We start from the raw sequence: 12,179 nt of genomic DNA on the forward strand, positions 1-12,179 counted from the left end.
GCCGCGTGTTGGAGCGCGCCCCTCACTTCCTCCGGCTGAGCAGCACGCCCGTGAGAATGAGGGCCGCGCCCAGGGCCTGGAGGAGGGTGGGCCGCTCGCCTCGCACGGCCCAGGCGGTGAGCGCGGCCACCACGGGGATGCCGGTGTTGTAGAGGGCCGCGCGGTTGCTGCCCACCTTCTGCACGGTGCGCCCCCAGATGAAGTACGAGAGCACCAGCGGGATCAGCGCCGAGTACACCACGCCCGCCCAGGCGTTGAAGCCGATGCTCGCGGGCTCCAGCGCCAGCACCGCCGGCGCCCCCGCGAGCACCACGCCCGGCGCGCCCGTCAGCATGGTGATGGCGGTGATGCGCAGCGCGGACACCTCCGTCCCCAGCGAGCGGATGCCCACCGTGTAGATGGCCCAGCACAGGCAGCCGGCCAGGATGAGCCCGTCGCCCAGCCACGTCGCCGCGCCCAGCTCCGGACCTCTCGCGCCCACCACCAGCAACATGCCCACCACCGCCAGTGACAGCCCCGTCAGCACGGGCCGGGTCAGCCTGTCCACGCCCAGCAGCGCCCCCAGGGCCGCCACCAGCACCGGCGTCACCGCCGTGAGCAGCCCGCCGTTCGCCGCCGTCGTGTTCGCCAGCCCGAGGACGAAGCAGACCTGGTACACGGTGTTGCCCACCAGCCCGAGCGCGGTGAGCTTGAGGAACACCTTCCCCGGCAGCGGCTTCCACCCCTCCACCGCCCAGAGCAGCGCGCCCATGGCCAGCGCGGCGATGGCGAAGCGCAGCGACATGAAGGCCAGCGCGGGAAGGGTGCCCAGCGCCTCCTTGACCACCGTGTAGTTGGTGCCCCAGACGATGACCACGCCGATGATGGCCAGGTCGGATGCGGAGAAGGCTCGGGTGGGAGCGGGAGTCGCGGAAGCAGCGGAGGTGGACACGGCGGCGAGGGAATAGGGCGCGGCGCTCTGGCGTGCAAGCCGACGTTTCCCCACGGCCACGCTTGTCCGCATGCCCGCCCGGGGTTAAACGCGCGCCCATGGACCTACGCTTTTCGGACGAGGTGCGCCGCGCTCGCGACGCTGGCCAACCCATCGTGGCGCTGGAGACGAGCGTCGTGGCCCAGGGCCTGCCCTACCCGGACAACCTCGCGGCCGCCCGCGCCTGTGAGGAGGCCGTCCGCCGCGCCGGCGCCGTCCCCGCCGCCATCGCCGTGGTGGACGGTGTGGTGTGCATCGGCCTGGAGGAGCCTGCCATGCGCCGGCTCGCGGAAGGGAAGGAGCGCCTTCTCAAGCTGGGCTCGAGGGACCTGGCCGTCGCCGTGGCCACCCGCGCCTCCGGTGGCACCACCGTGAGCGCGACCTGTGAGCTGGCCGCCGCCGCCGGCATCCGCGTCTTCGCCACCGGCGGCATCGGCGGCGTCCACCGTGGCGCCTCCGAGCACTGGGACATCTCCCAGGACATCGCCGCGCTGGCCCGCTACCCCGTCGCCGTGGTGTGCGCGGGCGCCAAGTCCGTGCTGGACCTGCCCAAGACGATGGAGCTGCTGGAGACCGCCGGCGTGCCCGTCATCGGCGTGGGCACGGACGAGCTGCCGTCCTTCTACAGCCGGGGCTCCGGCCTCAAGCTGGAGCACCGCGTGGACGACGTGGACACCGCCGCGCGCATCGCCCGCGCCCGCTTCGAGACGCTCGGGCAGGGCGGGGTGCTCTACACCGTGCCTCCGCCCGAGGAGACCTCCCTGCCGCGCAACGAGGTGGAGCTGCACATCGCCTCCACGCTCGCCGACGCGGAACGGCAGGGCGTCCGGGGCAAGGACGTGACGCCCTTCCTCCTGTCGGAGATGGCGAAGCGCACCGGCGGCAAGACGCTCAAGGCCAACCTGGCACTGCTCACCAACAACGCCCGCTTCGCCGGGCAGCTCGCCGTGGCCTACGCCCGGGGCGCCTGAGCCTCGACACAAGGGGGCGGGACGCTGCGCCCCCTCGGCGCCGCGCTACTGCTGGAACCACTTCATCAGTTCTTCCAGCTCGCGGCGGTCCACGTCGTCGAAGGTGCCCTTGTGCTCGGAGTCGATGTCGAGCACCGCCATCAGCTCGCGGTTCTTCCCGAACACCGGGACGACGATCTCCGACGCCGAGCGCCCGTCGCAGGTGATGTGGCCGGGGAAGGCGTGCACGTCGGCCACCACCACCGTCTCGCCCTTCGCCGCGGACGTGCCGCACACGCCCTTGCCGAAGTGGATCTCCAGGCAGCCGAGCGTGCCCTGATAGGGGCCCACCCGCAGCAGCTTGCCCGGCGTCACCACCCGGTAGAAGCCCGTCCACAGGTGCCCGAAGGCGTGGTGCAGCAGGCAGCTCATGGTGGACATGGCCGCGATGGGGTCGTCGATGCCTTCCAGCACCGCTCGGACGTGCTGCTTCAACTCCGCGTAGGCCTCCGCCTTCGGCATGCCACGCAGATCCAGGGTGACTTCCGCCATGATGAGGACCTCGACAGGGGGGAACCTTCGCCGGAGCGTCAGGCCCCGGCGACGGTGCCGTCCCTCAATACCCTGAATCATTTTCCGCCGCACGGGAGGCGTCATGGAGCAGCTCATTCTCGATTCCAAGACCTGGCTGCTCGTCCTCACGGGGGCCGGGGTCTCCGCCGAGAGCGGTGTCCCCACATTCCGTGGAATGGACGGACTGTGGGAGAACCACCCCATCGAGGACGTGGCGTCGCCCCAGGGTTTCGTGAAGGACCCGGCGCTGGTGTGGCGCTTCTACTCGCAGCGCCGCGCGGCGGCCTCCGCCGTGCACCCCAACCCCGGCCATGACGCGCTGGTGGCCTGGGAGCGCCACCTGGGCGACCGCTTCCTCCTGGCCACCCAGAACGTGGACGGCCTGCACCGGCGCGCGGGCAGCCAGCGCGTGGTGGAGATGCACGGCACCCTCTTCAAGACGCGGTGCAGCAAGTGCAAGCGGCCCCCGTTCGACGACACCACCGTGTACCCGGACGGCACCGTGCCCACGTGCGACGCGTGCGGCGGCAGGCTGCGGCCGCACATCGTCTGGTTCGGCGAGTACCTGGACCCGGATGACCTGCAGCGCATCGAAGACTTCGCGCTGCGCGGCTCCACGTCGGGCGGGCGCTTCGTCTTCCTCGCGGCGGGCACCTCCGGCGTCGTCTACCCGGCCGCGGGAATCGTCGACCGGGTGGCCGAGGCGGGTGGGGAGACGTGGCTCGTCAACCTGGACCCGGCGCAGAACGCCAGCCGCTTCGAGCACCACGTCACCGGGAAGAGCGGCGAGGTGCTCCCGAAGCTGGCGAAGCGGGTGTGAGGCGGCCTGCCGCGCCTCGCCCAGCAGGAAGCTGAAGTCGGCGGGGGCGAGCGCGGGGCTACTCGAAGATGGAGATGTCCTGCCCTCCGCCCTGCTTCTGGGGCTTCGCCGGGCGGGAGGGCGCGGCGGCGCGCACCGGCTCCAGCGTCACGTCCACGTTCTGCGTGTCACCCGCCATGAGGCTGAAGTCGAGCGTGCGCGTCACCTTCTGGTGGCCCGCGAGCTCGAAGGTCAGCTCATGCGTCTTGTCGCGCGGCAACTCCAGCGTCACCGGCGTGGTGCCCACCTGCCGGTTGCCTCCGAGGAGGATGGCGGCTCCTGCGGGATTGGAGTTGATCGCCACCTTGACGACCTGCGCCGCCGGCGCGGTGCCCGTGTTGGCTCCGGCCACCGCCGTGGGCTTCGTGGACGGCGCGCCGCTGCGCACCTCCGTCGTGGGCGGCTGTTCCTGTCGCGCGCCGCCACCCAGCACCACCGCCGCGCCGACGCCGAGCAGCACCAGCGGCACCGCCACCAGCGCCACCTTCTTGCCGGTGGACATGCCCTCCGGCGCGGGAGGCGGAGCCGGAGGAGGGGGCGCGGCGCGGGGCGCGGCCGGGCGCGCGCGGCTGGGCGATGAGCCACTGCCCGCCGCTCCCCTCGCGACGACGACATTGGACGGCGTGGAGCCTCGGCCCGCGGCGGGCGCACCCGCGCGGGAGGCCCGCACGCCGCTGCCGCTCCCACCGTTCGGACGGCCGGGACGGCTGCCGGGCCTGCTGCCACTGCCGCGCTCGGCGCCGCTGGAGGCCGAGCCGCCGCTGGGCAGCGCGTCCAGCTCCTCGGGCGACAGGTCCGCCACCGCGTCCAGCATCGCGTCGACGAACTCCTGCGCGTTCTGGTAGCGGTCCTCCTTCTCGGGGGAGAGCGCCTTCTTGAAGAACGCGTCCAGCGAAGCCGGCACCGGGGCGCCCTGGCGCTTGCTGTTGACGGCCGGCACCGGCTGCGTGAGCGAGGCGGTGAGCGCCTTGCGCACCGTGTTCGCGCCGTACGGCGAGCTGCCCGTGAGGCAGAAGTAGAGGACGCCCGCCATGGAGTACAGGTCCGAGCGCTGGTCCACCGCCTCACCACCGGCCTGCTCGGGCGGCATGTACTGCGGCGTGCCCAGCACCTGCCCGGTGGAGGTGAGCTGCTCCTCCTCCTCGGCCTCCATCGCCTTCACCAGGCCGAAGTCCAGGACCTTGACGAAGTCCTTGCCGCTGAGCTGCTGCACCATGATGTTGTGCGGCTTGAGGTCGCGGTGCACGCAGCCTTCCGCGTGCGCATGCGCCAGCCCCTGGCAGGCCTGCTCGACGAGGCTCACCGCGCGGCGCAGGGACATGGGGCCCTCGCGCTTGACGATCTCCTTGAGGCTCTCGCCTTGCAGGAGCTCCATCACGAAGTAGCAGGTGCCGTCCGGCGCGCGGCCGAAGTCGAAGATGGTGATGACGTTGGGGTGGCGCAGCCGGCTGGCGATCTCCGCCTCGCGGCGGAAGCGCTCGAAGAACTGCGGCGCCGCGGCCAGCGACGGGTTCAGCGTCTTCACCGCCACCGGGCGCTGCACGGACGTCTGCGTGGCGCGGAACACCATGCCCATGCCGCCCTGGCCCAGGACGCTTTCAATCTTGTACCGGCCGTCGAGCACCTGGCCGAGGAGCTGGAGGCTCTGGCCGGAGCACAGGTGGTCGACGCCGTCGGTACTTCCGCAATGGGGGCAGGGGGCAGCCATGTGGGACGGAGTATAGGCAGGCCCTGGCGGGGTCCGGAAAGGGCTCGAAAGGCCCCGGAGCGGCCGGGCAGGCATATCGGACGTTCCCGAGGGGCCCGAGGGCTGTTACATCCCCGCCCGCCATGAGCCTCGTCATCGCCCAGGACCTCTGCCTCTCCTACGGAAAGAAGGTCCTCTTCGACAACGACAACTTCACCCTGGGCCCCAGGGACCGTGTAGGTCTCGTCGGCGCCAACGGGACGGGCAAGAGCTCGTTGATGAAGATCCTGGCCGGCGTCAATCAGCCGGACTCGGGCACGGTGCAGTACGCCCGGAAGGCCCGGGCGGGCTACCTGCCCCAGGAGATTGCCGGCCTGCCGGACGGCACGGTGGTGGAGGCGGTGATGAGCACCGTGCCCGGCCGTGACACCCTGGAGGCCCGGCTGCGGGAGACCGAGGAGGCGCTCGCCGCCGCCACCGACGAGGAGGACCAGCTCGAGCTGGCCCAGTCGCTGGCGGACCTGCACGCGGAGCTGGACGACTTCGAGAACCGCTACGGCAAGCACCACGCCGAGCGCATCCTCAAGGGCCTCGGCTTCCGGGACGCGGACCTGCTCAAGCCCACGTCGGCCCTGTCCGGCGGCTGGCGCATGCGCGCGGCCCTGGCCGGCCTGCTGCTCCAGGACCCGGACCTGCTGCTGCTGGACGAGCCCACCAACCACCTGGACGTCCCCACGCTCGCGTGGTTCGACGACTTCCTGCGCCGCTCACGCAAGGCGTTGATCCTCATCTCCCACGACAAGGACTTCCTCAACCGGCAGATCAACCGGGTGGTGTCCCTGGAGCTGGAGGGCGTGCGCGAGTACACCGGCAACTACGACGACTACAAGCGCCTGCGCGCCGAGGAGAAGGAGCTGCTCCAGGCGCGGGCCGAGCGCGTGGAGGCCCGGCGCGCGGAGCTGCAGTCCTTCATCGACCGCTTCGGCGCCAAGGCCACCAAGGCGCGGCAGGCGCAGAGCCGCGCGAAGATGCTGGAGAAGTTGGAGAAGGTGCAGGTCCTCGAGGAGCGGACCACCATGAAGTTCCGCTTCCCGGAGGTGGACCGGAGCGGCCGCGACGTGGTGACGCTGGAGGGCATCTCCAAGCGGTACGGCGCGCAGACGGTGTACGACGGCCTCGCCGGGCGCGTGGAGCGCGGGCAGCGCATCGCCGTGGTGGGCGCCAACGGCGCGGGCAAGACGACGCTGCTGAAGATGGTGGCGGGCGAGCTGGCACCGGACACGGGCAAGGTGACGCTCGGGCACAACGTGGTGGTGGGCTATTACGCGCAGCACCACGCGGACAAGCTGGACCGGCAGAACACCATCCTCGAGGAGGTGCGGCCGCTCGCGGCGGACAAGCCGGAGAGCTACGTGCGCGGCGTGCTGGGCGCGTTCCTCTTCAGCGGTGACGACGTGGACAAGCCCATTGGCGTGCTCAGCGGCGGTGAGCGCGCGCGCGTGGCGCTGGCCAAGCTGCTGCTGGTGCCCTCCAACTTCCTGCTGATGGACGAGCCCACCAACCACCTGGACCTCGACTCGTCCGAGATGCTCATCGAAGCGCTGAAGAGCTACACGGGCACGCTGCTGTTCGTCAGCCACAACCGCAGCTTCATCAACGGCCTGTCCACGCACGTGTGGGAGGTGGCGGACGGGAAGCTGACGCCGCACCCGGGCAACCTGGACGAATACCTGTACCACCAGGAGCAGCTCCGGCAGGCGGCGGAGGCCGCGGAGGCCGCTGCGGCGGGGACGGCCCGCGCGGACAAGTCGTCCACGGGGCCGATGACGGAGAAGGACCGCAAGCGGATGGAGGCCGAGGCGCGCCAGCGCCGCAGCGTGGTGGAGGGCCCCATCAAGAAGGAGATCGCGAAGCTGGAGGAGCGCATCGCCTCGCTGGAGGCCGAGCAGAAGGAGCGCGAGGCGCAGCTCGCGGACCCCGCCCTCTACAACGACTTCGCGCGCGCCAAGCCGTTGATGGACACGCACCGCGCCGGCAAGGAGGAGCTGGAGAGCCTCTATGCCCGGTGGGAGGAAGCGCAGGAGAAGCTGGCGCAGGCGTCCGCGTCGCTCGGGTGAGCGGCATCAGCGCACGTCGTAGACCTTGCGGACCGCGCCACCGGCGCGGGTGATGTCCAGCTCGATGTGCCGGGCCTCGCGCAGCGTCGCGAAGGCCTCCAGGGCACGCTCGGGTGTGTCGAGCGGCAGGCCGTTGATGCGCTTGAGCACGTCGCCATTCTGGAGGCCGATTCTCGAGTAGAGCGAGTTCTGCCGGATGGATGCGAGCTTGAAGCCCACCGGCTTGCCGTTCTCGAACGCCGGTATCGCGCGAGCCTGGGTGAGCAGCTCCCCCGCGTTCTCGATTGCGTGATGGAGCTCCGTGCTTGGAATCTCGTAGGCGTGCTCGCCCACGGCACGGATGCCGCTCTCCGGACCGGCGCTGCCGGCGGGCAGGGTGCGGGTCAGGGCGGGGGCCTGGGTTGCGTTGACGGAGGGTGAGGCCTCACCGTCGATGAACTCCTCGCGGCCGTTGGCGGAGACGATGATGCGCTCACGCTCGATGGAGAGGACTCGCGTGCCCATCAGCTCGTCGCCGACCATCAGGCTCCGCGCGCGCTGGGTCTCCAGGTCCTGGACCGACGCGAAGGACCACTGCGCGTCATTCGCCACCAGCGTGCCCAGGAGCTTCACGCGCAGCGCGCTCCTCACGAGCCCGGTGGCCACCTCGGCCGGAGGCTCGGCCACGGCGGGTTCGTCCTTTCCGAAGCGCAGTCCCGTGAGCGTCGCGAGCCGCGCACCGTCCAGTGGCGTCGGTGCCGCCTCGGCGACCGCGGCGAGTGGGGCGCGCGCGGGTTCGGCACCTGGGAGGGGTGCGGCGAGCGCGAGCTCCACGAAGAGATTGACCGTGCGCGCCGCCAGCAACGCGGCGAGCAGGATGAAGGTCCCGGTGACCAGCCAGAAGTACTTGCGGATGATGAGTGCCATCGCGTCATTCCTCCCCCAGGCCGCGTGGACTCAGCGCACCACGGTGTAGACCATGTGGACGACGGTGCCGCGGCGGTCGATGTCCAGCTCGACGTTCCGGGCCCCGCGCAGGCTCTCGAAGACGGCCACCGCGTTGTCGGGCGTGTTGAGTGACACCCCGTTGATGCGCTGGAGCACGTCACCGTTCTGGAGCCCGAGCCTCGCGTAGAGCGAGTCCGGCCGGATGGCGAACATCTTGAATCCCCGGGCCTGACCATCCCGGAAGGCGGGCACCACGCGCGCCTGGGTGGACAGTTCGTCCAGGCGGGAGAACGCCGCGTCCACCTCCGCGCTCGGAATCACATAGGAGTACTCACCGACGAGCCGGATGCCGTCGTCCGGTGTGGAGGCTCCGGCGGGCGTGCCGCAAGGCGGGGCCGATGCCGGTGCGGCGTGGGAGCCGCGTGAGACCGCTGTGTCGCCGAGGTGCTGTCCCTGGGCAGGGACGGTGATGCGCTCGCGCTCGATGACGATGGCCGGGGCGGAGGTGGCGCCGCGCGCGCGCTCCGGAGCGAGGCCGGGGATGAGCCGGGTGAGCTCGAAGTCCGTGAGCAGGTCCAGCGTGCGCGCCGCCACGGGCGCGGCGATGAGGAGGAGGGCTCCGCTCAACAGCCAGAAGTAACTGCGGATGAAGCGTTTCATCGTCGTGGCTCCTCTCGGGTCAGAGACACGGAGACGATGAGCAAGCGCGGTGCCAGCGCCATGGCGGAGAGGGGCGCTCCTCGGAGGACGGGCTCCGCGAGGAGGCGGTTTGCTCCTGGAAGACACCGCGAGCCGGACCCGCTGTCACGGAGACGGAGCAGGCGAGTGACAGGCTGTCACTGTGTCACGCTCGCGCTTGTTCCAGCCTGGGGGCGCGTGTCCGATAGGGCTCGTGGCGTGTTAGCGTCGAGTGCCACCGAGCCCCGTCATGTCACCACCGCGTCTTCCGCCCGGCCCGTCGCTGTCCTCGCTGATCTGGCACATGGTCACCACCGGGGGCGACCTCAACTCGTTCCTCGAGAAGACGTCGCGGCGCTATGGCGAGGTCGCCACGCTGCCGTTTCCGGGGAAGGTGCACTACCTCATCAGCAGTCCCAACCTCATCAAGCACTTCCTGGTCGACCAGGGGGTGATGAACTATCCGAAGGAGCCCATCCGCCGGGGCATCGTCGCGGGCGAGGCCTTGTCGAGCAGCAGCGGGGCGTTCTGGAAGCGGCACCGCCGGATGAGCCAGCCGGCCTTCCAGAGGGATCGGCTGCTGTCCCAGGTCCCTCGCATGGTGGGCGCCGTGCAGCGGGTGCTCGACCAGCGGTGGGAGCCCTTCCTCCGGAGCGGCGCCCCGATGGATGTCCTCCGGGAGATGTCCTGGACCGTCATCACCCTCATGGGGCAGCTCGTCTTCTCCGAGGACCCCACGGACGAGCTCCGGGACGCGGTCTGGTACTTCATGCGTTCCTCCATCCGCCCGCGCCCGCTGGTGGCGGAGGTTCCCTTCCTGGTCCCCCGGGCGGTGCTGCGCTGGGACCACCGGCGCCGGAACCCGCGGGCGCTGGAGTCGGCGCGCCGGCTCAATGACTTCGCCTGGGAGACCGTCCGCCGGCGGATGGCCCAGGCGGAGCAGCCGGAGGACATGCTCGGCGTGCTGATCGACGCGCGTGACGAGAAGGGCGAGCCGATGACCGAGCAGGAGGTGCGCGATGAGCTCGTCGAGTTCTTCTTCGCGGGACACTCCTCGACGGGAATCGGTCTGGCGTGGCTCTGGTACTGCCTGGCGCTGAACCCGGAGATCACCGAGCGCACTGCCGAAACGGTGGGGCGGGTGCTGGGGGGCCGGGCGCCCACCGCGGACGACCTGCCGGCGCTTCAGTACGTGAGCCAGGTCTTCAGTGAGACCCTGCGCATCCATCCGCCCGCCGCGGAGCTCACGCGGATCGCCATCAAGGACGACACGATTGGCGGCTTCGACGTACCGGTGGGAACCCGGGTGACGATGAGCCCCCACGTCATGCACAGGATTCCGGAGTACTGGAAGGACGCGGAGACCTTCGACCCGGAGCGCTTCTCCGAGGAGCAGGTACAGGCGCGGCCCCGGTTCGTCTACCTGCCCTTCGGCGGTGGGCAGCGTGTCTGCATCGGGATGATGCTGGCCTCTGTCATTGGCACGCTCGTGACGTCGATGGTGCTCCAGCGCTACCGGCTCGAGCTTGTTCCGGGCAGGAAGGTCGTCCCCAGCACGGGCGGCACCCACTACCCGGTCAACCTCTGGATGAAGGTGCTGCCGGCGATGCAGCCGGTGCGGTCCGGCGCCAGGGTGGCCTGACGTCGGAACCGTCTACGCAGCGGACACCCCGTCGCCGTCCTGGCGGGCCTCCGCGAGCAGCGCGGCCAGCCGCTCCGCCAGGAGCTGGACGTGGGGCGCGCGAAGCACGCTGTAGTGGTTGCCGGGGACGTCGTGCAGCACCAGCCCCTGCGCGGCCAGCGCGCCCCATCCACGGTCAGGCGCCTCCGCTGGCGACTCGGTGGCACGCAGCATGACGATGCGGCCGGCGAACGGCGAGGGCGCGTAGTGCTTCATCGCGCGCAGGTTGCTGGCGAAGACGTCGAAGAGGGTGCGCACCTGCGGTAGCCCCACCTCCGGGATGAGCAGGCCCGCCTTGCGGCCCTCCTCCAGCAGGTGCTGGAGCACCGCGCCGGGGCCCTGTTCCAGCAGCGCCGGGTCCGGGAGCCACGCCCCACCCGTGGCGAGCTGGGTCTGGTCGCTGGCGAACCGGGCCACCACCTGCCGCGGGTCGTCCACGTCGTCCCGCACGCGGTCCATGCTGGCGGGGCTGGGGTCGATGAGTGCGAGCAACTCCACGGCCTCGCCGCGGGCCTGGAGCTGGCGGGCCATCTCGAAGGCGACCAGCGAGCCCATGGACCAGCCTCCGAGGCGGTAGGGGCCCTGCGGTTGGATGGTGCGGATCGACTCCAGGTAGAGCGCTGCCATCTCCTCGACGGTGCTCAGCGGCGGCTGCCGCCCGTCGAGCCCTTGAGACTGCAAGGCATACACGGGCTGATCCGGACCGAGCCGCCGGGCCAGCTCGGCGTAGGCGAGGACATTGCCGCCCACGGGGTGGACGAGGAAGAGCGGCCGGCAACGGCCTGCGCGCTGGATGGGCACCAGCGGCGAGAAGGGCGCGGGCGCCTGCCGCAGCAGCGAGGCGAGCCCCTCCACGGTGGGGGCCTGGAACAGCGCGGCCAGGGGCAGCTCGCGCCCGGTGCGCTCGCGGATGCGGCTCATGAGCTGGACGGCGAGCAGCGAGTGGCCGCCCAGCTCGAAGAAGTTGCCGCGGATGCTCACGGGATGGATGCCGAGCAGCTCCTCCCAGATTCCGGCCAGGGTGTGCTCCAGCACGTCACGGGGGGCGGAGAACCCGGTAGTGGGAGCAGGAGTCTCGGGAATGGGCAGGGCCTTGCGGTCCACCTTGCCGTTGGGCGTCAGCGGCAGGGCGTCCAGCACCACGAAGGCGGAGGGCACCATGTGCTCGGGCAGCCGAGAGGCGAGGGCGGCGCGCAGGGCCGCCGTGTCGAGCGACGGGAGCACGGCTTCGCCACCGCGGTGCTCCGCCGAGGGCACGACGTAGCCGACGAGCCGCTTGTCGCCGGGCCGGTCCTCGCGCACCAGCACCAACGATTGACGGACGCCGGGCTGCGCGGTGAGCACGGCCTCGATTTCACCCAGCTCGATGCGGAAGCCGCGCAGCTTCACCTGGAAGTCGGTGCGGCCCAGGTACTCCAGCGTGCCGTCCGGCAGCCAACGCACGCGGTCTCCGGTGCGGTACATGCGCGCCCCGTCCTCGCCCGCGTACGCGGTCCTGGTGCGATGCGTCCCCGCTTCATCTGCGAGCGAGGAGCCGGCGCGGTGCGGCAGTGCCCCAGCATCATCCGCGGACGAGGAGCTGGCGCGGTCCGGCTGCGCCCCTGCATCATCCGCGGACGAGGAGCTGGCGCGGTCCGGCTGCGCCCCTGCGAACGGGTCCGGCACGAAGCGCTCGGCGGTCAGCTCCGGGCGGCCCAGGTAGCCGCGCGCCAGGCCCACGCCGCCGATGAACAGCTC

Annotated in this window: 10 protein-coding genes; 4 read left to right on the forward strand and 6 right to left on the reverse strand. The window is 71.1% G+C overall.

All coding sequences use genetic code 11. The features are described 5' to 3' along the window. Nucleotides 1-22: 22 nt before the first annotated feature. Entirely contained in the window at nt 23-931 is a 909-nt protein-coding gene (locus K8638_RS42730; protein ID WP_223760551.1) for a DMT family transporter, read from the reverse strand. 98 nt (nt 932-1,029) lie between these two features. On the opposite strand from K8638_RS42730, the gene K8638_RS42735 reads away from it, so the two are divergent. Continuing rightward, a complete protein-coding gene (locus K8638_RS42735) occupies nt 1,030-1,941 on the forward strand; it encodes a pseudouridine-5'-phosphate glycosidase (protein WP_223760542.1) in 912 nt (303 codons plus the stop codon). A 45-nt stretch (nt 1,942-1,986) separates the two neighbouring features. Here the strand turns inward: K8638_RS42735 and K8638_RS42740 are convergent, their stop codons facing one another. Further along, nucleotides 1,987-2,472: a GAF domain-containing protein gene (locus tag K8638_RS42740; protein WP_223760543.1), complete on the reverse strand. Its 486-nt coding sequence runs from the start codon at nt 2,470-2,472 to the stop codon at nt 1,987-1,989. 103 nt (nt 2,473-2,575) lie between these two features. Between K8638_RS42740 and K8638_RS42745 the strand changes: the two genes are divergently transcribed. Next, nucleotides 2,576-3,313 carry an NAD-dependent deacylase gene (locus K8638_RS42745; RefSeq protein WP_223760544.1) on the forward strand — a complete coding sequence of 246 codons (738 nt, stop codon included), beginning with the start codon at nt 2,576-2,578 and terminating at the stop codon, nt 3,311-3,313. A gap of 58 nt (nt 3,314-3,371) precedes the next feature. Here K8638_RS42745 and K8638_RS42750 read toward each other — a convergent pair whose 3' ends face one another. Next, nucleotides 3,372-4,928, reverse strand: coding sequence for a protein kinase (locus K8638_RS42750; RefSeq protein ID WP_370644249.1), 1,557 nt, complete (start codon nt 4,926-4,928; stop codon nt 3,372-3,374). A gap of 254 nt (nt 4,929-5,182) precedes the next feature. Between K8638_RS42750 and K8638_RS42755 the strand changes: the two genes are divergently transcribed. Beyond that, nucleotides 5,183-7,156 (forward strand): ABC-F family ATP-binding cassette domain-containing protein, encoded by a 1,974-nt coding sequence (locus K8638_RS42755; RefSeq protein WP_223760546.1) that lies wholly within the window; start codon nt 5,183-5,185, stop codon nt 7,154-7,156. A 6-nt stretch (nt 7,157-7,162) separates the two neighbouring features. Here K8638_RS42755 and gspC read toward each other — a convergent pair whose 3' ends face one another. Together gspC and K8638_RS42765 are read right to left on the reverse strand one after the other, a co-directional pair. Continuing rightward, nucleotides 7,163-8,062, reverse strand: a complete 900-nt coding sequence (gene gspC / locus K8638_RS42760; protein ID WP_223760547.1) for a type II secretion system protein GspC — start codon at nt 8,060-8,062, stop codon at nt 7,163-7,165. Between the two features lie 30 nt (nt 8,063-8,092). Next, on the reverse strand, nt 8,093-8,743 hold the full coding sequence (locus K8638_RS42765) for a hypothetical protein (RefSeq protein ID WP_223760548.1): 651 nt from the start codon (nt 8,741-8,743) through the stop codon (nt 8,093-8,095). A 268-nt stretch (nt 8,744-9,011) separates the two neighbouring features. Between K8638_RS42765 and K8638_RS42770 the strand changes: the two genes are divergently transcribed. Continuing rightward, nucleotides 9,012-10,403 (forward strand): cytochrome P450, encoded by a 1,392-nt coding sequence (locus K8638_RS42770; protein WP_223760549.1) that lies wholly within the window; start codon nt 9,012-9,014, stop codon nt 10,401-10,403. 12 nt (nt 10,404-10,415) lie between these two features. Here K8638_RS42770 and K8638_RS42775 read toward each other — a convergent pair. Next, a partial coding sequence (locus K8638_RS42775) for a thioesterase domain-containing protein (RefSeq protein ID WP_223760550.1) occupies nt 10,416-12,179 on the reverse strand: 1,764 nt, incomplete at its 5' end.

Source organism: Myxococcus sp. RHSTA-1-4 (genome assembly GCF_020037125.1).
Classification (GTDB): domain Bacteria; phylum Myxococcota; class Myxococcia; order Myxococcales; family Myxococcaceae; genus Myxococcus.